General features: G+C 60.2%; 22 protein-coding genes and 1 pseudogene. 15 read left to right on the top strand and 8 right to left on the bottom strand.

Features of this window, described 5'->3' with window-relative positions:
- Positions 1-336: pseudogene (locus DBR18_RS29685) on the bottom strand (SAM-dependent methyltransferase); the annotation flags it as partial.
- A gap of 66 nt (positions 337-402) precedes the next feature.
- Here DBR18_RS29685 and gloB point away from each other — a divergent pair.
- The 8 genes from gloB to fabI all read left to right on the top strand — a co-directional run bounded on the left by gloB (position 403) and on the right by fabI (position 11108).
- Positions 403-1170 carry a hydroxyacylglutathione hydrolase gene (gloB, locus tag DBR18_RS22060; protein WP_108591967.1) on the top strand — a complete coding sequence of 256 codons (768 nt, stop codon included), beginning with the start codon at positions 403-405 and terminating at the stop codon, positions 1168-1170.
- Between the two features lie 99 nt (positions 1171-1269).
- Entirely contained in the window at positions 1270-2736 is a 1467-nt protein-coding gene (locus DBR18_RS22065) for a LysM peptidoglycan-binding domain-containing protein (RefSeq protein ID WP_108591905.1), read from the top strand.
- Between the two features lie 176 nt (positions 2737-2912).
- A complete protein-coding gene (locus DBR18_RS22070) occupies positions 2913-4745 on the top strand; it encodes an extracellular solute-binding protein (RefSeq protein ID WP_108591906.1) in 1833 nt (610 codons plus the stop codon).
- Positions 4742-6583, top strand: coding sequence for an extracellular solute-binding protein (locus DBR18_RS22075; RefSeq protein ID WP_108591907.1), 1842 nt, complete (start codon positions 4742-4744; stop codon positions 6581-6583). The genes DBR18_RS22070 and DBR18_RS22075 overlap by 4 nt, the downstream gene beginning before the upstream one ends.
- A gap of 4 nt (positions 6584-6587) precedes the next feature.
- Positions 6588-7661 (top strand): microcin C ABC transporter permease YejB, encoded by a 1074-nt coding sequence (locus DBR18_RS22080; protein WP_003224148.1) that lies wholly within the window; start codon positions 6588-6590, stop codon positions 7659-7661.
- Between the two features lies 1 nt (position 7662).
- Positions 7663-8682 carry an ABC transporter permease gene (locus tag DBR18_RS22085; protein WP_007965317.1) on the top strand — a complete coding sequence of 340 codons (1020 nt, stop codon included), beginning with the start codon at positions 7663-7665 and terminating at the stop codon, positions 8680-8682.
- 1 nt (position 8683) lies between these two features.
- On the top strand, positions 8684-10294 hold the full coding sequence (locus DBR18_RS22090; protein ID WP_108591908.1) for an ABC transporter ATP-binding protein: 1611 nt from the start codon (positions 8684-8686) through the stop codon (positions 10292-10294).
- Positions 10295-10313: 19 nt separating this feature from the next.
- Complete coding sequence (gene fabI / locus DBR18_RS22095) at positions 10314-11108, top strand: enoyl-ACP reductase FabI (protein WP_003202751.1); 795 nt, start codon at positions 10314-10316, stop codon at positions 11106-11108.
- A gap of 143 nt (positions 11109-11251) precedes the next feature.
- On the opposite strand, the gene DBR18_RS22100 is transcribed toward fabI, so the two are convergent.
- Positions 11252-12106, bottom strand: a complete 855-nt coding sequence (locus DBR18_RS22100) for a LysR family transcriptional regulator (protein WP_108591909.1) — start codon at positions 12104-12106, stop codon at positions 11252-11254.
- Positions 12107-12216: 110 nt separating this feature from the next.
- On the opposite strand from DBR18_RS22100, the gene DBR18_RS22105 reads away from it, so the two are divergent.
- Complete coding sequence (locus DBR18_RS22105) at positions 12217-12642, top strand: VOC family protein (protein WP_108591910.1); 426 nt, start codon at positions 12217-12219, stop codon at positions 12640-12642.
- Positions 12643-12897: 255 nt separating this feature from the next.
- Here DBR18_RS22105 and DBR18_RS22110 read toward each other — a convergent pair whose 3' ends face one another.
- From DBR18_RS22110 to DBR18_RS22125, 4 genes are all read right to left on the bottom strand, one after another.
- Positions 12898-13866, bottom strand: a complete 969-nt coding sequence (locus DBR18_RS22110) for a sensor domain-containing diguanylate cyclase (RefSeq protein WP_108591911.1) — start codon at positions 13864-13866, stop codon at positions 12898-12900.
- Positions 13867-13928: 62 nt separating this feature from the next.
- A complete protein-coding gene (locus DBR18_RS22115; protein ID WP_108591912.1) occupies positions 13929-14507 on the bottom strand; it encodes a hypothetical protein in 579 nt (192 codons plus the stop codon).
- A 1-nt stretch (position 14508) separates the two neighbouring features.
- Positions 14509-16671: a xanthine dehydrogenase family protein molybdopterin-binding subunit gene (locus DBR18_RS22120; protein ID WP_108591913.1), complete on the bottom strand. Its 2163-nt coding sequence runs from the start codon at positions 16669-16671 to the stop codon at positions 14509-14511.
- Positions 16672-16685: 14 nt separating this feature from the next.
- Complete coding sequence (locus DBR18_RS22125; RefSeq protein ID WP_025111491.1) at positions 16686-17141, bottom strand: (2Fe-2S)-binding protein; 456 nt, start codon at positions 17139-17141, stop codon at positions 16686-16688.
- A 250-nt stretch (positions 17142-17391) separates the two neighbouring features.
- Between DBR18_RS22125 and DBR18_RS22130 the strand changes: the two genes are divergently transcribed.
- Positions 17392-18222 (top strand): alpha/beta fold hydrolase, encoded by an 831-nt coding sequence (locus tag DBR18_RS22130; protein WP_108591914.1) that lies wholly within the window; start codon positions 17392-17394, stop codon positions 18220-18222.
- Between the two features lie 507 nt (positions 18223-18729).
- On the opposite strand, the gene DBR18_RS22140 is transcribed toward DBR18_RS22130, so the two are convergent.
- Positions 18730-19122: a GFA family protein gene (locus DBR18_RS22140; RefSeq protein WP_108591915.1), complete on the bottom strand. Its 393-nt coding sequence runs from the start codon at positions 19120-19122 to the stop codon at positions 18730-18732.
- A gap of 92 nt (positions 19123-19214) precedes the next feature.
- On the opposite strand from DBR18_RS22140, the gene DBR18_RS22145 reads away from it, so the two are divergent.
- The 4 genes from DBR18_RS22145 (at position 19215) to DBR18_RS22165 (ending at position 25297) form a co-directional block, all read left to right on the top strand.
- Positions 19215-19883 (top strand): bifunctional 2-polyprenyl-6-hydroxyphenol methylase/3-demethylubiquinol 3-O-methyltransferase UbiG, encoded by a 669-nt coding sequence (locus tag DBR18_RS22145; protein ID WP_108591916.1) that lies wholly within the window; start codon positions 19215-19217, stop codon positions 19881-19883.
- Between the two features lie 237 nt (positions 19884-20120).
- Positions 20121-20624 (top strand): VOC family protein, encoded by a 504-nt coding sequence (locus tag DBR18_RS22155; RefSeq protein ID WP_108591917.1) that lies wholly within the window; start codon positions 20121-20123, stop codon positions 20622-20624.
- Positions 20625-20660: 36 nt separating this feature from the next.
- Positions 20661-21494 (top strand): AraC family transcriptional regulator, encoded by an 834-nt coding sequence (locus DBR18_RS22160; protein ID WP_108591918.1) that lies wholly within the window; start codon positions 20661-20663, stop codon positions 21492-21494.
- Between the two features lie 221 nt (positions 21495-21715).
- A complete protein-coding gene (locus DBR18_RS22165) occupies positions 21716-25297 on the top strand; it encodes a hypothetical protein (protein ID WP_146188782.1) in 3582 nt (1193 codons plus the stop codon).
- Positions 25298-25301: 4 nt separating this feature from the next.
- On the opposite strand, the gene DBR18_RS22170 is transcribed toward DBR18_RS22165, so the two are convergent.
- Positions 25302-25889 (bottom strand): LysE family translocator, encoded by a 588-nt coding sequence (locus tag DBR18_RS22170; protein WP_108591920.1) that lies wholly within the window; start codon positions 25887-25889, stop codon positions 25302-25304.
- Between the two features lie 141 nt (positions 25890-26030).
- Here DBR18_RS22170 and DBR18_RS22175 point away from each other — a divergent pair.
- Positions 26031-26621 (top strand): type 1 glutamine amidotransferase domain-containing protein (locus DBR18_RS22175; protein WP_108591968.1); only part of this gene is annotated, 591 nt, incomplete at its 3' end.

Raw genomic sequence — 26621 nt, forward strand, 5'->3', positions numbered from 1 at the left:
GGGCGACAGGCAGAAATCCAGACCGTGCTGCAACACCACCACGTCGGCGGCATGCTCGCTTAACGGCCAGGCTTGTTCCTCGCAGACGATCTCCACCCCCGGCAATGGCGCGCCGAGTCGCACGTTACGCTGCACCTGCGGCGCTGACGGCGGGGTCTGGGCCGACGGCCCGTAATGCACCAGATAGCCGCCGAAGAAACGCCCCAACTCGTCTTCAAGCATGCGCCGTTCTTCATCCAGCAGAAATTGCCCGAGCGGGCCGGCCAGCCATTCACGGGCCGCGCCGATCAACGCCAGCCAGTCGGGATCGGCCTGAGCGAACGCTTTATCGGTCATGTCATTCTCCAACGCCGCTAGAAGCTCTAAGATGCGCCAATGTTTTCCGCTTGGCGAATTCCGACGATGATACAGATCAGTGCCCTGCCCGCGTTCACCGACAACTACATCTGGTTGTTACAGGATCACCGCACCCAGCGCTGCGCCGTGGTCGACCCGGGCGATGCCGCGCCGGTGCAGGCCTGGCTCGACGCGCACCCGGGCTGGGTGCTGAGCGACATTCTGATCACCCATCACCACCATGATCATGTCGGCGGCGTCGAACGCCTGAAAGCCGCGAGCGGCGCCAAAGTCTACGGCCCGGCCAGTGAAAACATCCCGGGGCGCGACGTGGCACTCAAGGACAACGATACCGTCAGCGTGCTCGGCTGGGACTTCGATGTCTATGCGGTGCCCGGTCACACCCTCGGCCACATTGCCTACTACCACCACGGCCTGCTGTTTTGTGGTGACACGCTGTTCGCCGCCGGTTGCGGGCGCCTGTTCGAAGGCACGCCGGAACAGATGCACCACTCGCTCGGCCGCCTCGCTGCCTTACCCGAGGATACGCTGGTGTATTGCACCCATGAATACACCCTGAGCAATCTGAAATTTGCCGCGGCAGTCGAACCGAGCAACCCGGACATTGCCGCCCGTCTGGAAAAAGTCACCCAGCAACGGGAAAAAGGCGTGATGACCCTGCCCTCGACCCTGGCCCTGGAAAAGCTCACCAATCCGTTTTTGCGCACCTCTGAAACATTGGTTACACAAAAAGTGGACGAACGGGCAGGCGCTCAAAACCGGGCGCCGAGTGAGGTTTTTGCGGCTCTGCGGGCATGGAAAGATAAATTCTAAGTGACTCGCCCCCTAGTACAAAAATTCTGAATGGTTGACCGCAGGGGGTGCGCTTTCTAGAATCGCCCGACATTTTTGCCCGGAACTTACTTCCAGCCAATGTCGTCATCCATACGTAAGTCCGTCAATTCAGACACGTTGACCCGCCTGGCCCAAGCCATCGCGGTGGCTGTGTCCGCCACGTTGGCGGGCTGTTCCAGCCATGCTCCGCAGACTGAAGCGACCCATACGCCGAACATTGCTGCGCGAGCCAAGCAGAAGCCGATCTGGCTGAGCGAAAAACCCAGCCCGCAAATACCTCAGGACATCTGGGAGCGCATGCGCGGCGGGTTCCAGCTGCAGGACGGCCTGGGCGTCAACCCGCGCATCGAGCAACAGCGCCTGTGGTTCGCCAGCAACCCCTCCTTCCTCGAGAACGCCGGCGAACGCGGCAGCCTCTACATTCATTACATCGTAGAGCGTCTCGAAGAGCGCAACATGCCGCTGGAACTGGCTCTGCTGCCAGTGATCGAGAGCGCCTACAACCCGATGGCCTACTCGCGCGCCGACGCTTCGGGCCTGTGGCAGTTCATTCCGTCCACCGGTCGTTACTACAACCTGCGCCAGACCCGCTTCTATGATGGCCGTCGCGACATTACCGCCTCGACCACCGCCGCGATGGATTACCTGACCCGTCTGCACGACATGTTCAACGGTGACTGGCTGCTGGCCCTGGCGGCCTATAACGCCGGTGAAGGCACGGTGAGCCGCGCCATCGAGCGCAACGAAAAGCTCGGCCTGCCGACCGACTACTGGAACCTGTCGTCGTTGCCGGCGGAAACCCAGGCCTACGTGCCGAAACTGCTGGCGCTGTCGCAAGTGGTACTGGCCCCGGAAGCCTACGGGGTGAACCTCAACCCGATCGCCAACGAACCCTATTTCCAGGTCGTAGAAATCAACCAGCGCATGGACCTGTCCAAGGTCGCAGCGGTGGCCAATATCGACGAAGACGAGCTGTTCCAGCTCAACCCGGCCTTCAAGCAGCGCACCACCATCGACGGCCCCCAGCATCTGCTGGTGCCGACGTCCAAGGCGCAACTGCTGACCGCCAGCCTGCAGACCATGCGACCTGAAGAACTGATCAGCCCGCGCTCGCTGAAACCGGTGTTCGACGGCGCCGACCCGACCGAGGTGGCAACGCTCAAACGCGCCTACCGGGTCAAACGCGGCGACAACCTCGGTTCCATCGCCAAGGCCAACAAGGTCGAAGTCAAGGACCTGCAACGCTGGAACAAGCTGACCGGCAAGAACCTCAAGGTCGGCCAGACCCTGGTGATGCAGGACACCACCAAGCGTGCCCCGGCTCGCAGCAGTGGTCGGGTCAACACGGTGATTGCCGCCAACAGCAAGACCAAAGGCAAGGCCGACAGCCAGCAGCAGACCCAGTACAAGGTCAAGCGTGGCGACACCCTGTATGTGGTGGCCAAGCGGTTCAACGTCGAGATGCAGCACCTCAAGCGCTGGAATCCGGGTGCGGGCAAGGCCCTCAAGCCTGGGCAGATGCTCACGGTCTACCAGCCGCACTGAGTTGAAATCAAAAGATCGCAGCCTTCGGCAGCTCCTACATTGATCCCTGTAGGAGCTGCCGAAGGCTGCGATCTTTTTTTTGCATTAACACAGCATTAACCCGCTATCTTTTTCCAGTCCAGACAAGCTGTTACTGTACGGCCACAAAAGCCCAAGCCGCCTGGATCGGATCTGACTTGAAGCGTCCCCTCCTCCTGCTCCTGATCAGCCTGGCCTTGAGCTCACCCGCAAGCGCGACGATTACCGAAAGTCACGGTTATGCGCAGTTCGGCACGCTCAAGTACCCGGCCAGATTTACCCACTTCGACTGGGTCAACCCGCAAGCGCCCAAGGGCGGTACGTTGCGGGTGATGGCGTTCGGCACCTTCGATACGGTCAACCCGTACACCTTCAAGGGCACCAGCCCGGTCACCACGCCGAATTTCCTGCAGTACGGCATCAACGAGCTGAACGAGCCGCTGATGGTCGGCACCGGCCAGTATTCGCCGTCGGGCGATGAGCCGGCATCGAGCTATGGCCTGATCGCACAATCGGTGGAGTACAGCGAAGATCGCAGCTGGGTGGTGTTCAATCTGCGCCCCGAAGCGCGTTTCCACGACGGCACACCGATCACCGCCTACGACGTGGCGTTCTCCTATCGGTTGCTGCTCAAGGAAGGCCATCCGCTGTACCGCACTGCGCTACAGGAAGTCTCGCGGGTCGATATCCTCAACCCGCAGCGCATTCGCTTTGTGATGAAGCGCTCAGGTAATCCGCTATTGATCCTGCGCCTCGGCGAATTGCCGGTGCTGCCACAGCATTACTGGAAAGATCGCGACTTCAAGGCCACCACCTTCGAGCCACCGCTGGGCAGTGGCCCGTACCGCATCACCTCGGTGACGCCGGGGCGGCAGCTGATTTTCGAGCGAGTCAAGGATTACTGGGGCAAAGACCTGCCGGTCAATCGCGGCAAGTACAACTTCGATCGCATGGAAGTCGAGTTCTACCGCGACAGCGACGTGGCCTTCGAAGCGTTCAAAGCCGGCGAATTCGACATCTACATCGAGCATCAGGCGAAGAACTGGGCCAACGGCTACAACTTCCCGGCGGTGCGTCGTGGCGAGGTGATCAAGGCGCAGATCCCGCACCAGATCCCGACGCAGAGCCAGGGCCTGTTCATGAACACCCGGCGCGCGACCTTCAGCGACGTCAAGGTGCGCGAAGCGCTGGGCCTGATGTTCGACTTCGAGTGGACCAACCGCGCACTGTTCAGCGACGCCTACCAGCGCACCAGCAGCTACTACCCTAACAGCGAATTCAGCGCCAGCGGCCTGCCGGTCGGGCATGAATGGCTGATGCTCAAGCCGTACAAGGATCAGTTGCCCGCGAAGCTGTTCACCGAACCGTTCACATTGCCGCAGACCGATGGCCGTGGCATCCCGCGAGAAACCATGCGCAAGGCGCTGGCCCTGCTCGCCGAGGCCGGCTGGAAGCTCAATGGCCAGCGCCTGCAAAACGCCAAAGGCCAGCCACTGAGTTTCGAGTTGCTGCTGGTCAATCCGAACCTTGAACGGATCCTGCAGCCGTACATCGAGAACCTCAACAGCATCGGCATCGATGCGCGCCTGCGCACGGTGGATCGCGCCCAGTACAAACAGCGCCTGGACCAGTTCGATTTCGACATGATCCTGATGACCCTCAACCAGACCCTCAGCCCGGGTCTGGAGCAATGGCAGTATTTCCATTCCAGTCAGGTCGGGGTCAAGGGCAGCAAGAATTACGCCGGCATCGCCAACCCGGTGGTCGATCACCTGCTCGAACAACTGCTCGCCGCGCAAACCCGCGATGAACAGGTCGCCGCCGGCAAGGCGCTCGACCGCGTGCTGCTCTGGCAGCACTACAGCATTCCCAACTGGTACCTCAATTATCACCGACTGGCCTACCGCAACCGGTTGGCTTTCGTCACCACGCCGCCCTACACCCTGGGCCTGAGCGCGTGGTGGCTGAAATCTTCGGAGAACAATAAATGACGCCCATCCGCGCCCTGCTCCTGCAGGCCAGCGGTCTGCTGTTCGCCGGGCTGGCGATTGCCGCCCCGCAACACGCCGTGACCCTGTACAACGAGCCACCGAAATACCCGGCGGACTTCAAACAGTTCGACTACGTGAACCCCGATGCGCCCAAGGGCGGGATCTTCCGCCAGGCCGGATTCGGCGGCTTCGACAGCCTCAACCCGTTCATCAGTAAAGGCGTGCCGGCCGATGATGTCGGGCAGATCTACGACACCCTGACCAAGCACAGCCTCGACGAGCCGTTCACCGAGTACGGCCTGATCGCCGCGAAGATCGAGAAAGCCCCGGACAACAGCTGGGTGCGTTTCTACCTGCGCCCGGAAGCGCGTTTTCACGACGGCCATCCGGTGCGCGCCGAAGACGTGGTGTTCAGCTTCCAGACCCTGACCAAGGACGGCTCGCCGCTGTTTCGCGGTTATTACAGCGATGTCGAAGAGGCCATCGCCGAAGACCCGCTCACGGTGCTGTTCAAGTTCAAGCACACCAACAATCGCGAGCTGCCGCTGATTCTCGGTCAGCTACCGGTGCTGCCGAAACACTGGTGGGCCAATCGCGATTTCACCAAGGGCAATCTGGAGATTCCGCTGGGCAGCGGCCCGTACAAGGTCGCCGAAGTGAAGGCCGGGCGCTCGGTGCGCTATGAGCGGGTCAAGGACTACTGGGGCAAGGATCTGCCGGTCAATCGCGGCTTCTACAACTTCGACGTGATGACCACCGATTACTACCGCGACAACACCGTCGCCGTCGAAGCGCTGAAGGCCGGGCAGTTCGATTACTGGCTGGAAATGACCGCGAAAAACTGGGCCAACGCCTACAACATTCCGGCGGTCACCGAAGGTCGGCTGATCAAGGAACAGATCGCCAACAGCAACCCGACCGGCATGCAGGGCTTCGTTTTCAACCTGCGCCGTCCGGTGTTTCAGGATGTGCGGGTGCGGCAGGCGCTCGGTCTGCTGTTCGATTTCGAGTGGACCAACAAACAGCTGTTCAACGGTGCCTACTTCCGCACCCGCAGCTATTTCGAGAACTCGGAAATGGCCGCCACCGGCCTGCCCGACGCCGAGCAACGGGCGATCCTCGAACCGTTTCGCAGCAAATTGCCGGCCCAGGTGTTCAGCGAAGCCTTCGAGAACCCGAAGACCGACGCCAGCGGCATGATCCGCGCCCAGCAGCGCGAGGCCTATCAGCTGTTGCAGGAGGCTGGCTGGAAGATCGTCGACGACAAAATGGTCGACGCCAGCGGCAAACCGGTGGTCATCGAATTCCTGCTGGCGCAGACCGAATTCGAACGCGTGCTGCTGCCGTTCAAACGCAATCTGGCCGACCTCGGCATCGATCTGGTGATCCGCCGCGTCGACGTTTCGCAGTACATCAACCGCGTGCGCTCGCGGGATTTCGACATGATGGTCGGCAGCTTCCCGCAATCCAACTCGCCGGGCAACGAGCAGCGCGAATTCTGGATGAGCGCCGCCGCCGACAAACCGAGCAGCCGCAACACCATGGGCCTGAAGGATCCGATCGTCGATCACCTGGTGGAAAACCTGATCAACGCCGATTCACGCAGCAGCCTGGTGGCGCATGCCCGGGCGCTGGACCGAGTGCTGCAATGGGGTTACTACGTGGTTCCCAACTGGCACATCAAGACCTGGCGCGTGGCTTACTGGAACCACATCGGCCACCCGAAAGTCTCCCCCAAATACGACATCGGGATTAACACCTGGTGGGTCAAGCCTGACGCGAAGCCTGCCATAGAAGTCGAAACCAAACTGCAAGCCGACCCTGTGGGCACGGAGTAATCAGATGCTGGCGTACATTTTTCGGCGACTGTTGCTGATCATCCCGACCCTGTTCGGCATTCTGCTGATCAACTTCGTGATCATCCAGGCCGCGCCCGGCGGTCCGGTGGAACAGATGATCGCCAAGCTCGAAGGCTTCGAAGGCGCCACCAGCCGCATCGCCGGTGGCGGTGCCGAAGTCTCGGTGGCCGGCTCCGCCTATCGCGGCGCGCAAGGCCTGGACCCGGCGCTGATCAAGGAAATCGAGCACATGTACGGGTTCGACAAGTCGGCCCCGGAACGCCTGTGGATCATGGTCAAGAACTACGCGAAGCTGGATTTCGGCGACAGTTTTTTCCGCGATGCCAAGGTCATCGACTTGATCAAGGAAAAGATGCCGGTTTCCATCTCCCTCGGGCTGTGGAGCACGCTGATCATGTACCTGGTGTCGATCCCGCTGGGGATCGCCAAGGCGACGCGGCACGGCAGCCACTTTGACGTGTGGACCAGTTCGGCGATCATCATCGGCTACGCGATTCCGGCGTTTCTCTTTGCGATTCTGCTGATCGTAGTGTTTGCCGGCGGCAGTTATCTGGACTGGTTCCCGCTGCGCGGCCTGACTTCGAACAACTTCGATGAGCTGAGCCTGGGCGGCAAGATTCTCGACTACTTCTGGCACCTGGCGCTGCCGGTGACCGCGCTGGTGATCGGCAACTTCGCGACCATGACCCTGCTGACCAAAAACAGCTTCCTCGACGAGATCAACAAGCAGTACGTGGTCACCGCCAAGGCCAAGGGCCTGACGCGCAACCGCGTGCTTTACGGCCACGTGTTCCGCAACGCCATGCTGCTGGTGATTGCCGGATTCCCGTCGGCATTCATCGGCATCTTCTTCACCGGCTCGTTGCTGGTGGAAGTGATTTTCTCCCTCGACGGTCTGGGCCTGATGAGTTTCGAAGCGGCGATCAACCGCGATTACCCGGTGGTGTTCGGCACCCTGTTCATCTTCACCCTGCTGGGGCTAGTGGTGAAACTGATCGGCGACCTCACTTACACCCTGGTCGATCCGCGCATCGACTTCGCCAGCCGGGAGCATTGAGATGAACCTGTCCCCGCTCAACCGCCGCCGTTTCGAACTGTTCAAGGCCAACAAGCGTGGCTGGTGGTCGCTGTGGCTGTTCCTGATCCTGTTCGGCCTGAGCCTCGGTGCCGAGCTGATCGCCAACGACAAGCCGCTGGTGGTGCATTACGACAACCACTGGTACTTCCCGGCGATCAAGCGCTACCCGGAAACCACCTTCGGCGGCGAATTCCCGCTGGAAGCCAACTACAAGAGTCCGTACATCCGCGAACTGCTCAAGGCCAAGGACGCGTGGGTGTTGTGGGCGCCGATCCCTTACAGTTACCAGAGCATCAACTACGACCTGAAAGTCCCGGCGCCGGCCCCACCGTCGGCGGACAACCTGCTGGGCACTGACGATCAGGGCCGCGATGTGCTGGCGCGGGTGATCTACGGCTTCCGCATTTCCGTGTTGTTTGCGCTCACGCTGACGGTACTCAGCTCAATCATCGGTGTGATTGCCGGCGCGCTGCAGGGTTTCTATGGCGGCTGGGTCGATCTGGCCGGGCAGCGCTTTCTGGAGATCTGGTCGGGTTTGCCGGTGCTGTACCTGCTGATCATCCTCGCCAGTTTCGTTCAGCCGAATTTCTGGTGGCTGCTGGGGATCATGCTGCTGTTTTCGTGGATGAGCCTGGTCGATGTGGTGCGCGCGGAGTTCCTGCGTGGGCGTAACCTTGAATACGTGCGTGCGGCGCGGGCGCTGGGCATGCAGAACGGCGCGATCATGTTCCGCCACATCCTGCCCAACGCCATGGTCTCGACCATGACCTTCATGCCGTTCATCCTCACCGGCGCCATCGGCACCCTAACTGCGCTGGACTTCCTCGGCTTCGGTTTGCCGGCCGGCAGTCCGTCGCTGGGTGAACTGGTGGCCCAGGGCAAATCCAATCTGCAGGCGCCGTGGCTGGGCATGAGCGCGTTCGCGGTGCTGGCGCTGATGTTGAGTCTGCTGGTGTTTATCGGCGAGTCCGCTCGCGATGCCTTCGACCCGAGGAAGTGAAATGAATCAGGACAATCTGATCGAAGTGCGCGACCTCGCCGTCGAGTTCGGCTTCAACGAGCGGTTGCACCGGGTGGTCGAAGGCGTGAGCTTCGACATCAAGCGCGGCGAAACCCTGGCGCTGGTCGGCGAGTCCGGCTCGGGCAAATCGGTCACGGCGCATTCGATCCTGCGCCTGCTGCCCTACCCGCTGGCCCGGCATCCGGCCGGCAGCATCACCTATGCCGGGCAGAATCTGCTGGGGCTGAGCGAAAAGACCATCCGCCACATCCGCGGCAACCGCATCGCGATGATCTTTCAGGAGCCGATGACCTCGCTCAACCCGCTGCACTCGATCGAGAAGCAGATCAACGAGATTCTCGGCATCCACAAGGGCCTGAGCGGCAAAGTCGCGACCAAACGTACGCTGGAGCTGCTGGAGATGGTCGGCATTCCCGAGCCGCACAAGCGTCTCAAGGCCCTGCCCCACGAATTGTCCGGCGGCCAGCGCCAGCGGGTGATGATCGCCATGGCATTGGCCAACGAGCCGGAACTGCTGATCGCCGACGAGCCTACCACTGCACTGGACGTGACCGTTCAGCTGAAAATCCTCGATTTGCTCAAGGAGCTTCAGGCTCGATTGGGCATGTCGCTGTTACTGATCAGTCATGATTTGAACCTGGTGCGAAGAATTGCGCATCGCGTATGTGTCATGCAGCGCGGTTGCATCGTCGAACAGGCATCGTGCGAAGAGCTGTTCCGTTCGCCGCAGCATCCGTACACTCGGGAATTGCTCGGCGCGGAGCCCAGCGGAGGCCCGGCGACCAATAAAATCGGGGCGCCGCTGCTCGAAGTCGAGAACCTCAAAGTCTGGTTCCCGATCAAGAAAGGCCTGCTCAAGCGCACGGTGGATTACGTCAAGGCAGTGGACGGCATCAATTTCAGCCTGCCTCAGGGTCAGACCCTGGGGATCGTGGGGGAAAGCGGTTCCGGCAAATCCACCCTCGGTCTGGCGATTTTGCGGCTGATCGGCAGCAAAGGCGCCATTCGCTTTGAGGGCAAGCAGCTAGACTGCCTGACGCAGAACGAGGTTCGCCCGTTGCGGCGGGAGATGCAGGTGGTATTTCAGGACCCGTTCGGCAGCCTGAGCCCGCGCATGTGCGTGAGCGACATCGTTGGCGAAGGCCTGCGGATTCACAGGATGGGCACCGCCGCCGAGCAGGAAGCGGCGATTATTGCGGCATTGAAGGAGGTAGGTCTGGATCCGGAAACCCGGCACCGCTACCCCCACGAATTTTCCGGTGGGCAACGGCAACGTATCGCCATTGCCCGGGCTTTGGTGCTCAAACCGGCGCTGATCCTGCTGGACGAGCCGACGTCGGCGCTCGACCGCACGGTGCAGCGGCAAGTGGTGGAGCTGTTGCGTTCACTGCAAGCCAAGTACAACCTGACGTATTTGTTCATCAGCCATGACCTGGCTGTCGTCAAAGCGCTGAGCCACCAGCTGATGGTGGTCAAGCATGGCCAAGTGGTCGAACAGGGAGACGCGCAAGATATTTTTGCCGCCCCCAAACATCCGTATACACAGCAGTTGCTGGAAGCCGCTTTTTTGGCACCAGCCACTGCGCAATAACCTGAAAGAGGAGCAACACATGGGTTTTCTCGCCGGTAAGCGCGTACTGATCGTCGGTGTCGCCAGCAAGCTGTCCATCGCATCCGGCATCGCTGCCGCCATGCATCGCGAGGGCGCTGAGCTTGCCTTCACTTATCAGAACGACAAACTCAAGGGTCGCGTCGAAGAGTTCGCACAGGGCTGGGGTTCGAGCCCTGAGCTGTGCTTCCCGTGCGACGTGGCCAGCGATGAAGAAATCGCCAAGGTCTTCGAAGAACTGAGCAAGAAGTGGGACGGCCTGGACTGCATCGTGCACTCCGTCGGCTTCGCCCCGGGCGACCAACTGGACGGCGACTTCACCGAAGCCACCACCCGTGAAGGTTTCCGCATCGCTCACGACATCAGCGCCTACAGCTTCGTGGCTCTGGCCAAGGCTGGCCGCGAAATGATGAAAGGCCGCAACGGCAGCCTGCTGACCCTGTCGTACCTGGGCGCCGAGCGCACCATGCCGAACTACAACGTGATGGGCATGGCCAAGGCTTCGCTGGAAGCTGGCGTACGTTACCTCGCCGGTTCCCTGGGCCCGGACGGCACCCGCGTCAACTGCGTATCGGCTGGCCCGATCCGTACCCTGGCAGCCTCGGGCATCAAGAACTTCCGCAAGATGCTGGCCGCCAACGAAGCGCAAACCCCACTGCGCCGCAACGTCACCATCGAAGAAGTCGGCAACGCCGGCGCCTTCCTGTGCTCCGACCTGGCGTCGGGCATCAGCGGTGAAATCATGTACGTCGACGGCGGCTTCAACACCACCGCGATGGGCAACATCGAAGAGTAATCTTCGCTCTGCCGATTAAAAAACCCGCCTCTTCCGGCGGGTTTTTTATTGGGTTCAACATCAAAAGATCGCAGCCTTCGGCAGCTCCTACAGGGACAACACCACCCCTGTAGGAGCTGCCGAAGGCTGCGATCCTTTGATCTTCAGAGCAAACAATCGGCAAACAGTTTTTGAACCGGCTGATTACGCTGGCTATAGCGCTGCAACAAGACCATCTCGCGGTAGAACGTCAGCTCACCCAGCTCGATCACCCTGACTTTGAGCGGATGCTCCAGCCACAGCCCAGCCTTGGGCAGCAGCGAAACGCCCAGCCCGGACTCGACCATCTTCACGATCGCCTCCAGCTCATCCAGCTCCAGTGCCACCTCGACCTGGATCCGCTGCTCGCGCAAAAACTGCGTCACCAAGCGCCCGCCAAATGAATGGCGGTCATAGCGCACCTGCGGCTGGTCGGCGAGCAACTGCAGCGGATCGTCGCCTTTGACCTGCAGCGGCACGATCAGCACGAACGGCTCGCGACGAATCACCGTCGCCGACAATTCCTTGGGCAGCTCGAACGGCGGCTTGATCATGATCGCCAGATCCACCTCGCCGGCATCGACCTGACTCAACAGATTCAACGACACTCCCGGCACCAGTTTTGGCTCCAACCCCGGTACCTGCTGACGCAAGCGCAACAATGCCTTAGGCAGCAGTCCGGTCTGCGCAGTCGCCACCGCGCCGATTTTCAGCTCGCCGCGAAACTCGCTGACATTCTCGCTTACCGCCATGCGGCTGAAGATCGCCAGCATCTCCTGCGCCATCGGCAAGGCGCGCTGCCCGGCCGGATTGAGCGTCGCCTGGCGGCCAGTGCGATCAAACAGTCGAATGCCCAAAGCCTGTTCGAGATTACGGATCTGCGCGCTGACTGCCGATTGTGTCAGGCCGATGTGCAAACCGGCGGCAGCAAACGTGCCATGGCGCGCCACCGCGAGAAAGGTCTTCAGTTCACGCAGCATGCACACCTCGATTGATCGAAAAAATTTGAGCTCGGCGCAAAAACTATCGTCTTTCAATCACATTTCACAGCACTAAACTCAGTGCACTTCCTCTGATCGAGCATTGCGCCATGTCGTTAAGCCCTTTCCATCTGGCCATCCCTGTCTATGACCTGGCCGCCGCACGCCACTTTTATCGCGAAGTCTTCGGGCTGGAAGAAGGTCGCTCCAGCGAACATTGGGTCGATTTCAACTTCTTCGGCCATCAACTGGTGATTCATCTGGCGCCGAAAAACCCTGCACAGGAAGCCGCGCACACCAATGCCGTGGACGGGCATGACGTGCCGGTGCCGCATTTCGGTGTGGTGCTGGGCATGGCGCAATGGCAGGCGCTGGCCGAACGCCTGACGTCGCTGGGCACGCGATTTGTGATTGAGCCGGGGATTCGCTTTCAGGGATTGGTGGGCGAACAGGCGACGATGTTTCTGTTCGACCCATGTGGCAACGCGCTGGAGTTCAAGGCGTTCAAGGACATCGGGCAGTTGTTTGCCAAATAAAAGTGTGGCGTCTTACCGGACGCCATCGCTGGCAAGCCAGCTCCCACAAGGATCCGCGCAGTACCTGGATTTTGTGAGCACCCGATAAAACTGTGGGAGTGGGCTTGCCAGCGATGAGGCCAGCACATTCAACATCAATATCGCCTGACCGGACGCCATCGCTGGCAAGCCAGCTCCCACAAGGTTCTGCGCGGTATCTGGATTTTGTGAGCACCCGCGAAACCTGTGGGAGCTGGCTTGCCAGCGATGAGGCCCTCAATGGCCGCGCTTCAATTGCTGCTTGTGTTCGTACATTGCGCTATCGGCATCGGCCAGCAGTCGATCCACTGTGTCATGGCGCTGCGGGTCGTATTCGATCTGGCCGACGCTGAAGCGAATCGCGTATCCCCGGTGCAACGTGGCGTTGCGCTCTTCGAGGATTTCCTTGAGGCGGGCCATTACCGCCGTGGTTTCGACGTGGCTGGAGCCGGTCAGTAGCGCCACGAACTCATCACCGCCCAGGCGCCCGACCACGTCGCTCTCGCGAAAGGCGATGCGCAGCACATCGGCAAAGGTCTTCAGCGCACTGTCGCCCTCGGCATGACCGTAGAGATCGTTGATCTGCTTGAAATCATTGAGGTCAAAAAACAGCAAGGTCGCCGGTTTTTCCAGACGCGCACAAGCGTCCAGTGCATGTTGCGCCAGCTGTTTGAAGCCACGGCGATTGGACAGCAGGGTCAGTTCGTCCATGCTCGCCATCTGCACCGCCGTCAGCTCCTGCTCGGCCATCTGCGCCAGATCCCGCAGCAGTGCGCGTTCTTCGTCATCGAGTTCGCGGGGCTGGGTGTCGATCAGGCACAAGGTGCCCATTTTGTTGCCATTGGGCACCGTCAGCGGGTAACCGGCGTAGAAGCGGATGTTGGGTGCGCCGGTGACCAATGGGTTGTCGTGGAAACGCTCATCCTGCCGGGCATCCGGCACCAGCAGCAGTTCGTTCTTGAGGATCGCATGCCCACAAAACGAGACGTCCCTTGGCGTTTCAGTCACATCCAGCCCCACGCAGGACTTGAACCACTGTCGGTCCTTGTCCACCAGCGTCACCAGGGCAATCGGCACGTTGAACAGGCGTTTGGCCAGGCGAGTGAGGCGGTCGAAACGCTCCTCTGGCGCCGAATCGAGGACATTCAAGCCATGCAGCGCTTGAATTCGGGTGGCTTCATTGGCGGGTTTGATCGGGGCCAGCATCACGCACTCCATCAGGGTCAATGACCGTTAGAGTAGCCTGATTCGCCAGCGACTCACACACCTCAACCCCCCGCCACCGGACACGGACCGCCCGCGTCGGCCCAAAGCTTGAACTGGGCCACAAAAATGTCATGGGGCACCGGCACCGGCGTGCGGCCTGCTCCGGGATTCCAGCCCCACAACACCAGTTTGTCGTCGCTGACATGTTTTATCAGTGCGGCGAAATCACGGTCGCCGTTGCTGGAGCGGTCCTTGATCATTGCACACAACTTGTCCGGTGGCAGGCCGATCCAGGCCATCTTGTGCGCCGCCGGCGGCAGGCTCCAGTGCGGTGCACCCGGTGGCGCGTGGGGGCCGTAACTGGCCGGCGGATTGCTCTCGGCGTGGCAGGTGGCGCAGGGCAAACCGGCGGCTCCCTTGCCGTCCATGCCGCGCACCACATTCATCGCGTGCGTTTTGCCCGCATCGAACTGCAGCGGCGAGTCGCCGGGGATATGGCAGTTTTGGCAGCGCGGGCTCTGGAACACTTTCTGCACCGTGCCGAATGCCTTGAGCGCTTCCTGATCATCGGCGAACAGGTCCGAGGCGTAGCCGCCCAGCCCCAGCAGGATCACCGTGCCCAACAGCAGATGTCGTCTCATCTCACACCCCCGACAGTTGCAGCGGCAATTCACGCAAACGCTGCCCGGTCAGCGCGTACACCGCGTTGGCCACCGCCGGTGCGGTGGGCGGAACACCGGCTTCGCCGATGCCGCCGGGCTTGTCACTGCTGGGCACGATATGCACTTCGACCACCGGCATCTCGTTGAGCCGTAGCACCTGATAATCGTGATAGTTGGATTGCACCACCGCACCGTCCTTGACCGTCAGCTTGCTGTGCAGCGCCATGCCCAGGCCAAAGGTGATGCACGATTCCATCTGCGCCGCGATGCTCTGCGGGTTAACGGCAATCCCGCAATCCACCGCGCACACCACGCGGTGCACGCGGATCGCCAGATTGTCCTGCGAGACCTCGGCCACCTGCGCCACATAACTGCCGAAGGATTCGTGCACCGCCACACCCAACGCATGCCCGTCCGGCAGCGGCGCTGTCCAGTTAGCCTTCTCCACCGCCAGATTCAGCACCCCGAGATGCCTCGCATGATCCTTGAGCAGTGTTCGTCGATATTCCACCGGGTCCTTGCCCGCCGCCGTGGCCATTTCATCGATCAAGGACTCCATGACGAACGCGGTGTGGCTGTGCCCCACCGAACGCAGCCACAGCACATTGATTCCGGTTTGAGGTGAATGCAGTTCGACCTGCTGATGGGCCAGGCCCTTGATATACGGGCTGTCGGCCACGCCTTCGACCGAGGTTGCGTCGATGCCGTTCTTGACCATGGTCTGTTCGAGCATGGTGCCGGCCATGATCGATTGACCGACCAGCACATGCTGCCAGCTCAGCGGCATACCCTGCCCGTCCAGGCCAATGCGCGCCTGATGCAGGAACATCGAGCGGTAATAACCGCCACGAATGTCATCTTCGCGCGACCACACGGTTTTCACCGGCATGCCGGCGGCTTTCGCCACTTGCACCGCTTCGGCGACGAAGTCCGAGGTCGGGTTGGCTCGACGTCCGAAGCCACCGCCGAGAAATTCGGTGTGAATCTCCACCTGCTCCGGTTTGAGACCGGTGATTTTGCCGGCGACCATCTGGTCGAGGGTCTGGAATTGCGTGCCGGTCCAGATCTCGCATTTCTCGGCGCTGATCTTCACCGTACAGTTCAGCGGTTCCATGGGTGCATGCGCCAGATACGGCACGCTGTACTCGACGTCGATTTTCTTCGGCGCCTTGTCGAAGTTGCCCTTCGGATCCCCGGCCTGACTGGCGGAAGTGCCCGGTGTCGCCGCCAGTTTGCGGAAGCTGTCGAGCAGGCCCTGACTGCTCAGGTCAGTGTGCGGCCCCAGGTCCCAATCGACCTTCAGCGCATCGCGACCGAGTTTCGCCGCCCAATAATGATCGGCGATCACCGCTACACCCGTCGGCACCTGCACCACTTTGTGCACACCGGGCACCGCCAGCGCTTCGGCGCCTTCGAACGATTTGACCGTGGCACCAAACACCGGCGCGCGAGCGACCATCGCGGTCATCAAGCCCTCGAACTGCACGTCCATGCCGAACTTGGCGCGCCCGGTGATTTTTTCCGGGGTGTCGAGGCGTTTGGTCGGTTTGCCGATGACCTTCCAGTCCTTGGCCTCCTTGAAGGTGATCGACTTCGGATCCGGCACCGGCAGTTGCCCGGCGGCGTCCGCCAGTTCGCCGTAAGTGGCGCGTTTATCGCCGGCAATCACTACGCCCGATTCAGTACGGATGGCTGAGGGCGCCACGTCGAAACGCTTGGCCGCCGCTTCCACCAGCATCTGCCGCGCCGTGGCCCCGGCGAGCCGATAACGGTCGAACTCCATCCAGGTCGAAGTCGAGCCGCCGGTAATCTGCATCCCGCCAAACGCCGGCATGCCGTAATTGGCCGCCGAGGCCGGCGAGTGTTCGACGCGGATCTTCGACCAATCGGCGTCCAGCTCTTCGGCGATCAGCATGGTCAGGCCGGTCCAGATACCCTGGCCCATTTCCGAGTGCCCCAGCAGCACCGTCACGCTGTTGTCGGCGGCAATGCGCAAAAATGCATTCGGTGCGAAGACCTTGCCTTCATTCTCTGCCGCCAAGGCAAACCGATGGGCACCGGGCACGACAAACGCCACCACCAGACCGCCACCCAGCAGGGCGCTGCCCTTGAGAAAGCCGCGACGCGATACAGGACTGTTCATCGTCTGTCTCCCAATCAGCCAATCTCGGCCGCACGTTTCACCGCTGCGCGGATCCGCGGGTAGGTGCCGCAGCGGCAAATATTGCCGGAGAGCGCCTGATCGATATCGCTGTCAGTGGGTTTGGGGATCTTCGCCAGCAGCGCGGCGGCAGACATGATCTGCCCCGACTGGCAGTACCCGCACTGCACCACATCGAGTTCGGCCCAGGCCTGTTGCACCGGGTGCGAACCGTCCGTGGACAAGCCTTCGATGGTGAGAATTTTCTGGCCGTTGGCCACGGCGGTGGCCGGCGTGATGCAGGCGCGCAACGGCGCGCCATCGACGTGCACGGTGCACGCCCCGCACTGGGCCATGCCACAGCCGAATTTGGTGCCGGTCAGGTGCGCCACGTCACGCAGGACCCAAAGTAGCGGCATGTCGGCCGGCACATCGAGTTCCTGATCCTTGCCATTGATATTCAAGGTCAGCATGGGGGGATTTCCTCAGACTCACGGTGTTCTGAAGGGGCGTCGCTACGGCCGTAAAAGCCTGTGCGCGCCTTGGCTTATCCCTTTCAGCAAAGCCTAATTTGCGCGTGAAGCCAGACGTTGCGACCACCGGTCATGCCCTATCGCGAAAATGTCGACTTTAATCTTCTGGCTGATAACGGCGCTCCTCCGAACCATCACCACCGGTCTGCGACGAGCGCGGTAACCCTCACCTTGGTCAGGAGTCGCGAACATGGGATTTGTCACCACCAAAGACGGCGTCGAAATTTTCTACAAGGACTGGGGCCCGAAGGACGCTCCAGTGATCCATTTCCACCACGGCTGGCCGCTCAGCTCGGATGACTGGGACGCGCAGATGCTGTTCTTTCTGGGCCAGGGCTTTCGGGTGATCGCCCATGACCGTCGCGGGCATGGACGCTCGAGCCAGGTTTGGGACGGTCACGACATGGACCACTACGCCGATGATGCGCTGGCGGTGGTCACGCATTTGGGGGTGAAGAATGTGGTGCATGTCGGCCACTCCACCGGCGGCGGCGAGGTCATCCACTACATCGCCCGGCATGGACAGGACAACGTGGCCAAAGGCGTGCTGATCAGCGCCGTGCCGCCATTGATGGTCAAGACCGAGAGCAACCCGGGTGGTTTGCCGAAATCGGTGTTCGACGATTTTCAGGCGCAACTGGCGGCCAATCGTGCGCAGTTCTACCGCGATATCCCCAGCGGCCCGTTCTACGGCTATAACCGTCCGGGCGCCAAGCCCTCGGAAGGGATCATCGGCAACTGGTGGCGTCAGGGCATGATTGGCGGGGCCAAGGCGCATTACGACGGGATCGTTGCGTTCTCCCAGACCGATTTCACTGAAGACCTGAAGAAGGTCACGGTGCCGGTGCTGGTGATGCATGGCGAGGATGATCAGATCGTACCTTATGCGAACTCGGGGCCTTTGTCGGCGAAACTGCTGCCAAATGGCACGCTGAAGTCGTATCCGGGATTTCCGCACGGCATGCCGACGACCGAGGCGGCGACGATCAATGCGGATCTGCTGGCCTTTATTCGCGGCTGAAACTCGAACGATTGATGATCACTGGGGAGTGATCAGAAATTTGCGAGTACTACACCTCATTGTGGGAGCTGGCTTGCCAGCGATGGCGGTGGGTCAGGCAACATCAATTGTGGATGCGCCGACCCCATCGCTGGCAAGCCAGCTCCCACAATGATCGGCGGTGTACATACGAATCTCCATACCACCAACAACCCTGTGGGAGTGAGCCTGCTCGCGATGGCGATATTTCAGGCAACAAATGTCCAAACTGACACGCCGCCATCGCGAGCAGGCTCGCTCCTACAGGGTTATGCCTCGGAACGCCCCGTTCCCTCTCGGTCACGTTCGTAGTGGTGCGCCAACGGCAGCGCCGGCAGCCATGCCGCCCACACTGATCGGCGGCTGACATACGAATCTCCATACCACCAACAACCCTGTGGGAGTGAGCCTGCTCGCGATGGCGATATATCAGGCAACAAATATTCAAACTGACACGCCGCCATCGCGAGCAGGCTCGCTCCTACAGGGTTATGCCTCGGAACGCCCCGTCCCCTCTCGGTCACGTTCGTAGTGGTGCGCCAACGGCAGCGCCGGCAGCCATGCCTCACGGCGGACAGTCCACAGCTCATAAGTCGGCTTGAACTGGTTCGGCTCGTCCAGTGAGCCGACATTGACTTCAATTTCATCCCCCGAACGCACAAGCACGGGCGACCCACAGCGCGGACAGAAAAGCCGTCCCTGATAATCGCCGGTCTTGCCGCTGACAGTAACTGCACTTTCGGGAAATATGGCCGATGCGTGGAACAATGCGCCGTGATGTTTGCGGCAGTCGAGGCAATGGCAAATGCCGACGCGGTAGGGTTGGCCCGATGCCTGGAAACGGACGTCGCCGCACAGGCAGCCGCCGGTGTACTGGTTCATGGTGCATCTCCTCTGCCAGACTCTGTTCAGCCTTTGAACATAGCAGCCGTACAAGCGAACGCCCACCCACTGCCTTTTCCGGAGACTGCGCCATGCCCTCCCCCGAATCTTCCCTTCTGCAGAGCTGGCACGACAACGCTGATGCCTGGATCGAAGTGATCCGCAGCGGTGCCATCGAAAGTCGTCAGCAAGTGACCGATCAGGCGATCCTGCTGGCGATCATGGGTCGGCAACCCGAGCGTGTACTCGATCTGGGCTGCGGCGAAGGCTGGTTGCTGAGGGCGCTGACGGCTCGGGGCATCGACGCGACCGGTGTCGACGGCGATGTGACACTGGTCGAGGCGGCGCGCGAAGCCGGCTCAGCCAACGTGCACGTCGCCAGTTACCAGACGCTCGCCGAGGCCAGGGTCGATATCGGCCGCGATTACGATTTGATCTGCGCCAATTTCTCGCTGCTGCAGCAGGACATCATTGCGCTGCTCGCGGCGATGAATGCCTTGTTGGTCCCCGGCGGCACGTTGATCATCCAGACACTGCATCCGTGGACGGTTGCCGCTGGCGACTATCAGGATGGCTGGCGCGAAGAGTCCTTCGCCGCGTTCAAGGGACAATGGCAACCGATGCCGTGGTATTTCCGTACGTTGTCGAGTTGGCTGAATGCCTTGGACATGGCGGGGTTCAGGCTGGTCGGCCTGCAGGAACCGCAGCATCCGCAAAGTGCGGTGCCGCAATCACTGTTGATGATCGCCGAGTCGCGCTGACTCTGTGCACATCCTGACTGAGTCACAGACTTTGTGGGAGCTGGCTTGCCAGCGATGGCGGAGGCTCAGGCAACATCACTTCTGAATGTGCCGGCCTCATCGCTGGCAAGCCAGCTCCCACAGGTTTCAGGGTGTTGGCTGAATTGCATTGCACTTGTCGATCTACGGCACCGCCACTCGACCAAGGACTGACTACGCTGTAAATCCTGCGTGTCTAACCTGCCGAGGATGACTGCCATGCAACGCTTTCAAAAACTCACACCGTGCCTGTGGTTCGATGACCAGGCCGAAGCCGCCGCGAAGTTCTATTGCTCGATCTTCGATCATTCGAAAATCACCGGCCTGACCCACTACAGCAAGGTCGGCCAGGAGTTTCACGGCAAGCCGGAAGGCGCGGTGATGACCGTCAGTTTCGAGCTCGATGGCCAGACCTTTACCGGCCTCAATGGCGGACCGATGTTCAAGTTCAGTGAAGCCATTTCATTTCAGGTCAACTGCCAGAATCAGGAAGAAGTCGACCATTTCTGGGGCAACCTCTCAGCCGGTGGTCCGGTCGAGGCCCAGCAATGCGGCTGGCTCAAGGACCAGTTCGGCGTGTCGTGGCAGATCGTGCCGATCGCATTCATGCACATGATGCAGGACCCCGACACCAGCAAGTCGCAGCGGGCAATGCAGGCCATGTTCAAGATGAAAAAACTGGACATCGCCGAACTGGAACGGGCCTTTGCCGGCCAGAGCTAATACACTTCGGTTCTGGTCTGCCGGGGAACAATAAAGATGAAACACGCTGCCGCCAACAATCCGGAAAAAGCCCCGCGTTTCTGGCGTGACGACGCCCTGCCCTTCATCGAAGCGCGGGCTATCGCCGATGGGCGCGAGGTGTGCTACTCGCGTCATTCCCATGCGCATTTCTCCATCGGTGCGATCACCGCCGGGCGCAGTATTTACGTGCACGAGCAATCGCGGTTCGACGTGGCCGCCGGCACCGTGGTGCTGATGAATCCGGGTGATGTGCATGCCTGCAACCCGATCAACGATCAGCCGTGGTCGTATCTGATGCTGTACGTCGAAACACCCTGGCTCACCGATTTGCAGCGTCAGTTGGGCTTGGGTGCGGAGTGTGAGTTTCGGCGGTTCGGCGACACTCATCTGAATGACCCTCACCTGTTCAGGGCACTGCAAGGCCTGTACGCAACGCTGGTCGATGAGCAAGAGGATGTTCTGTGCAAACACAGCGCAGCGGTGGAGTTTTTCAGTGATCTGCAAATGCGTCTGACCCCGGTGCCACCACCGTTGCGCGAACCGAACTGCAAACTTGAACGCGCTGCCGATTTCATTCGCGAACATTGCACCACACTGGTAAGCCTTGAGGACATCTGCACTGCGGCACGGTTATCGCCGTCGTACCTGATCCGCGCCTTCAAGCAGCATTACAGCATGACCCCACACGCATTCCTGGTGAACCAGCGCATACAGTTCGCCCGCGAGCGCTTGCGTCACGGACAGTTGATCGCCGATGTGGCGCTGGAAGCAGGGTTTGCCGATCAGGCGCACTTTCAGCGCGCGTTCAAACAACACCTGGCCGCAACACCTGGACAATATCGAAGATAAGTAGCTGCGCACTTGTTGTTAAGCCACAAGCCCATACACGTGCCCTGTTTACAGATAACGCCCGCTGGCACTGACACGTTTATCACCACATAAACATTCTGGTAAATATAAAACACACAAAGCCTTGCTCTTTCATTTAGGGTTTTCGCCAACTTGCGCGCCTGCCGATGCACAGTGCGAACAAACTGCAAACACCATTGAATGAAGAGGGAACTTCGAATATGCAAGCTGCGCAACGTCAACTTCCTGAGTCTGCCGATGCCCTTCAGAAAGAGCGGGCAGTCATCGCCATAAAAGAATATCCCGGCTGGACCGACTGGGACAGCCTGGACATCGACATCGTCGCAGGCTCCACGATTGATCAGCTCAACCACGCTCCTGGCCAGATGTTGGCGCGTCTTGTAAGCGAACCCGGGTTTCAGGCGTACCGCATCAATAACCTGTTCTCTGATGACCATCCTTTCAGGGTCAATGAAGCAGGTCGAGTTGAATGCCCGCCACATGAAATATTGACCCATCTATTTCATGACATTACCGATGAAATAAACGGTATTCCTGATTACAAAAAACAACTTGAATTATTGGCCAGCGCAGCGAAAGTCAACGGCGGCTTTGTTCGCTCGGATCGAAGGTATTCAGTAGGACAATGGCTACGTGTTAACGGCCTGAAGCTACCCGGCACTCCAGCCCAGGCGAAGGATTTAGTTGATCTCATCAACTTCACGACACTGCCCTCCGGCCCCGCAGACGGCAACTACTGGCAATTGCTGGATGCACCTGAAGACTCACCGTATAAACTCACCGCGCAACGGCGAGCCATCATTCAGCAGACCACTACGGAGCACTTCACCGGTGACGACAACAGCCTGGTGGCAACGGTCGGCAGCCATCTGATTCTGGAAAACAGCTCCGCAGACCGCCTGCCAACCAGCCAGGGTTATCGCCTGCAGCGTCTGCTGGAGCTGGCCGAATGGTCCCTGCAGAACGGGCAGCCTTACCTGCAGGCGCTGCACTGGTTCAGTGACGAGAAAGGTCCGCAACCAACCCCGGCCTTCTTACGCCAGTTGCTGGTCGCCGTGCTGCTGCTTGACCTTGATCCCGACGTCGAGATCAACAGCCTCACCTTTGCCGGCTTCGATCTCTATTCAAAAAACTACCTGCTGGTTCACCCCTCCCGGGTTCGCATCGACCTGGAAAACCATCTTGTCGAGGAGCTGAAGATTGACCGATTGCTGGCCCCCCTGGTGGCTGAATGGGTTCTGGCGGGCATGGCACCTGAGTTTCTCTGCAACGATTGGCCATCGACGCTGAAGATGGGTACTCCTGCGTGGGTCATTGCCACCCAGGCCGTGCAACGGGTCGAGGCGTTGATACCCGGCGCCAGCCGTGAAATCACTTATCAGCACCTGCTCGGCTTCAGTCAGGCGACCGACAGGATTTCGAGCCTGCAAGCACTGCACGTCACCAATATCGACCCGGTGCTGAAATGGGCGGTGATGAACAGCCTCTTCACTCGTTACGATGACGGCTCCGTGTCCCCCTCGGACGTCACGTTTGTGACGCACCAGTACAACGACTATATCGACAGGATAATCCAGGCCACCCACCTGATGCGTCAGCCAATACCGCATCGAAGGGAAGTCGCCCTGAAAGAATTGAAGAGCAGCGAGCCCGACTGCAACCCCGAAGAGTTACTGGTCCTGGTGCGTGGCAAAGGCGGCGGCGGTGGCCGAAAAGTATCGGTTCTGGATCTGTACATGGGCGATGAGCTTCATACGCAGAACTGGAATCGCTACCGTGGCCGCAGTATTTACGCCGATTTCCCCAATCTTGTTCAGCTGTATCCGGCCTCGGAACTCCATGAAGAAGCCGTTCATACGCATCACACCGGTCTGACCACAGCGCTGGCCAGCAACATTGAAGTGGCACTGTCGCAGGTAGATCCAGCGTTCTCGGGATACCTCGAAGACGGTGTCCTGGGTATTTATCGCGTAGATCGCTATACCACCACAAATTTTCCAGAGTTGCCCACCTATGGAGGTATTCCCCGGCCACAAACCCCCGTTCCCGGCGAGAGCGGCAAGTTCGGCGTGATTATCTGCGCACGGCGAGGCTTGTCGATGCGCTGCTTCGAACTGTTTCCACTGCGAATGGAATGTCGCGTCAACCTCGATCTGGAAAAGACATTCAGTGCACTGGTCTCTGTAGACAATAACGCAGAGGTGATTTTCGCTGATCAACACAAACACTTCGAGGATGTGGCACTGGATGCACGAGCCTATCTGACCAACGTTGAACCTCGAGAAGGTATTCGCAGCCGCGTCTTCATCCGCAAAATCGGTGAACTCTTGGATTCGCCCAGGCCGGATCGCAAGATTTACCCCAATCCCTATTTCCGTTCGCCACGCAAAGAGGCGCTAAGCAAACTTGTCGCAGAGAAACGCCCTTACCTCACGCTTGAAGATGTGAAGCGGATGGGTTTCGACCAGACTCAACGGGAGAGAGCCATTGCTGCGACCGAAGAGGTATTCAAGACAATCATCAACATTATCGTGCCGTTCAAGGCATGCGTTGAAGAAATGTCTTCAGGTGATCCCAAGCGCCAGCACAACGCGATTCTTGGCTGCGTCATGGACGCCGCCGTGCTGGGGCTGGCCTTCGCAGTGATACCCGGAAAAATTGCCGCGATTACCGCCAGGGCTGCGCAACTGGTGCCCCGTTTACTGTCGGTCTCCAGAGTGCTGGGCAGCGCAGCCATCAGCGTGTTGAACCCGCTGGATGGTCTGCCGCAGCTACTCAAGGGCGGCGTCAAACTGGCGGGTGGCGGTGTGCGGGCCGCACGCCATCAACTGCGACATCTGACCGGGGCCAACAGTTACGACTTGCTCAGGGCCATTGACCATACCGGCTCAGCCAGTCGGATTCGTCTGTCGCTCGATACCGTTGCCCATGCCCGGACAGTGTTCAAAAGCGACGCTATCGAAGGGCCGGAGCAGATCCTCAAGTATCTGCATGCCAATGACCCCAAGGTATTGAAGAATGTCCCGGAGCAAGAGCTGACACGGTTGCTCGAAGATGCATTGATCGATGGTGCGCTCAAGTCCGGCTCGAGCCAGTCACTCAAGAAATTGCTCGACCCCGCGGTCGTCGAGACGCTGGTCAGGCAACAGGCAACAAAATACAGCCTCGCCAACCTGCATCAGTTCGACGACCCCGCGCTGCTGCCGTCGCTGTTCGATTCCACACTGCAAGTCGAATACAGGAACCTGACCGCCATGCAGGCGCACCAGCAATCCGTTTTGCTGAAAAACCTGGATGAGGCGCCCTTCAACGGGATCGCGGACGAACTGAAGTTCAACCCCAACGGTTTCCCGGATCCCGTCGACCGTGCGACAGCGTGGATTTTCAAAGCATCCTCGTCTAGAAACGAACGGGTCACCCTCAAGGAATTGCTCCTTGAATACGCAGCCAACGGCAAAGTGCTGAATGATCCAGCTGTTTACTCGCAGCTTCACCGCGCTCTGGTTCCTGACGTCGTCGATCATCTGCGCAGCCCGACCGCGCAAGCCCGTTACCCTTCCAATGTGTCGGGTGCCGCGGCGCTGGAAAAGCATGTGGCCAGCTTTGACCCGCTGCATGAATATTTTGGTAAACAGATGCTCGGTGCGATGCTGGGCTATCACAGCTATGTAGACGGCAACGGCCGCACGGCTCGGGCGGTATACGCGATTACCGAGTTGAGAAAAGGTCGTTTCATCGCTCCGAGTGTTTCTGCGGAAAACGCCCTGAGCGGCCTGGGCTGACCTGTCACGGCAACACCAGATAAATCGCACTGAGCGCCAGCAACAACGCCATCAGCCGATTGAACAATCGCATCCCCGCAGGGTTGCTCAGGTAACCCTGCAGGAACGTCCCGGCGTACACCCAGCAACCCACCGACAGATAACAGATCACCAGATACACCGCCGCAAACTGCCAGACCAGTCGCGCCTCGCCATCGGCGACAAACGCGCCCATCCCCGCCACACAGGCCAGCCAGGCCTTGGGGTTGAGCCATTGCATCAGCGCACCGTAGAGCATCGACGGTGCGCGCGCCGCTTGCCCGGCGTTCAATCGGCCGTCATCGGTCGCCAGTTTCCAGGCCATGAACAGCAGAAACGCCACACCGGCCAGTTGCACTACACGGGTCATGACCGGCCACAGTGTCAAGACTTCGTGCAACCCCAGCCCCATCAGGACCAGCAACAGCACGAACCCCAGCGTCGCCCCCAGCACATGTCGCTGGCCGGCACGAAAGCCGAACTGCGCGCCGCAGCTCAACGCCACGATATTCACCGGCCCCGGGGTGATGGAAGCCACCAGCGCAAACGCTGCCATTGACACAATCAGACTCATCGCACACCTGCTTGATTTCGAGGAACAAGGTCTGCACGGTAACCAGCGCCCGGCGTAAGGTATTGAACAAAATCACCCCGTACGGTCGAACCGGCTACGCTCTGAATCAACGGCCAATTCCGGCCCTGGAGCCTGTTCTGGATGATTCTGATTTTGTTGCCCTGCGCCGATTACGACCCTACCGAAAGCAGCGTGCCGTGGCAGGCCCTGTGCGACGCGGGTATCGAAGTGCGATTTGCCACACCGCAAGGTCAGGTCGCTTACGCCGACCCACGATTGGTGAGTGTCGGTTTCGGGCCACTCAATCCCATGCTGATGACGCGCCGGGCCGACCTTGCCAGTTACGCGCGCATGACCGAGAGCGCGGCGTTTCGCCAGCCGCTGTCGTATGCCGATGTCGATCCGGCGCAATTCGACGGTCTGCTGGTGCCCGGCGGGCATGCCAAAGGAATGCGCAGCCTGCTGGAGTCCGGTCAGGCCCGGCAGATCGCGCTGCAGTTTTTTCAGACACAAAAACCGGTCGCGGCGGTGTGTCATGGCGTGCTGTTGCTGGCCCGGACCCTCGACCCCGACACCGGGCGTTCAGTGCTGTTCGGGCGTCAGGTCACGTCTTTGCTGGCTGCCACCATGGAATTGCCGGCATGGCTGCTGACCGCGGTCTGGCTGGGCCGTTACTACCGCACCTACCCGCAAACGGTCGAGGCAGAAGTGACCGCGGCACTGTCGCGCAAA

The organism is Pseudomonas sp. HMWF021 (assembly GCF_003061005.1).
Classification (GTDB): domain Bacteria; phylum Pseudomonadota; class Gammaproteobacteria; order Pseudomonadales; family Pseudomonadaceae; genus Aquipseudomonas.

Bases quoted from the DNA above. Each gene is read 5' to 3' on its own strand.
- DBR18_RS22100 (WP_108591909.1), bottom strand. From the start codon at position 12,106: ATGCTGCGTGAACTGAAGACCTTTCTCGCGGTGGCGCGCCATGGCACG.
- DBR18_RS22155 (WP_108591917.1), top strand. From the start codon at position 20,121: ATGCAACGCTTTCAAAAACTCACACCGTGCCTGTGGTTCGATGACCAG.
- gloB (WP_108591967.1), top strand. From the start codon at position 403: ATGATACAGATCAGTGCCCTGCCCGCGTTCACCGACAACTACATCTGG.
- DBR18_RS22120 (WP_108591913.1), bottom strand. From the start codon at position 16,671: ATGAACAGTCCTGTATCGCGTCGCGGCTTTCTCAAGGGCAGCGCCCTG.
- DBR18_RS22085 (WP_007965317.1), top strand. From the start codon at position 7,663: ATGAACCTGTCCCCGCTCAACCGCCGCCGTTTCGAACTGTTCAAGGCC.
- DBR18_RS22090 (WP_108591908.1), top strand. From the start codon at position 8,684: ATGAATCAGGACAATCTGATCGAAGTGCGCGACCTCGCCGTCGAGTTC.
- DBR18_RS22080 (WP_003224148.1), top strand. From the start codon at position 6,588: ATGCTGGCGTACATTTTTCGGCGACTGTTGCTGATCATCCCGACCCTG.
- DBR18_RS22125 (WP_025111491.1), bottom strand. From the start codon at position 17,141: ATGCTGACCTTGAATATCAATGGCAAGGATCAGGAACTCGATGTGCCG.
- DBR18_RS22110 (WP_108591911.1), bottom strand. From the start codon at position 13,866: ATGCTGGCCCCGATCAAACCCGCCAATGAAGCCACCCGAATTCAAGCG.
- DBR18_RS22130 (WP_108591914.1), top strand. From the start codon at position 17,392: ATGGGATTTGTCACCACCAAAGACGGCGTCGAAATTTTCTACAAGGAC.
- DBR18_RS22160 (WP_108591918.1), top strand. From the start codon at position 20,661: ATGAAACACGCTGCCGCCAACAATCCGGAAAAAGCCCCGCGTTTCTGG.
- DBR18_RS22170 (WP_108591920.1), bottom strand. From the start codon at position 25,889: ATGAGTCTGATTGTGTCAATGGCAGCGTTTGCGCTGGTGGCTTCCATC.
- DBR18_RS22075 (WP_108591907.1), top strand. From the start codon at position 4,742: ATGACGCCCATCCGCGCCCTGCTCCTGCAGGCCAGCGGTCTGCTGTTC.
- DBR18_RS22165 (WP_146188782.1), top strand. From the start codon at position 21,716: ATGCAAGCTGCGCAACGTCAACTTCCTGAGTCTGCCGATGCCCTTCAG.
- fabI (WP_003202751.1), top strand. From the start codon at position 10,314: ATGGGTTTTCTCGCCGGTAAGCGCGTACTGATCGTCGGTGTCGCCAGC.
- DBR18_RS22140 (WP_108591915.1), bottom strand. From the start codon at position 19,122: ATGAACCAGTACACCGGCGGCTGCCTGTGCGGCGACGTCCGTTTCCAG.
- DBR18_RS22105 (WP_108591910.1), top strand. From the start codon at position 12,217: ATGTCGTTAAGCCCTTTCCATCTGGCCATCCCTGTCTATGACCTGGCC.
- DBR18_RS22115 (WP_108591912.1), bottom strand. From the start codon at position 14,507: ATGAGACGACATCTGCTGTTGGGCACGGTGATCCTGCTGGGGCTGGGC.
- DBR18_RS22145 (WP_108591916.1), top strand. From the start codon at position 19,215: ATGCCCTCCCCCGAATCTTCCCTTCTGCAGAGCTGGCACGACAACGCT.
- DBR18_RS22065 (WP_108591905.1), top strand. From the start codon at position 1,270: ATGTCGTCATCCATACGTAAGTCCGTCAATTCAGACACGTTGACCCGC.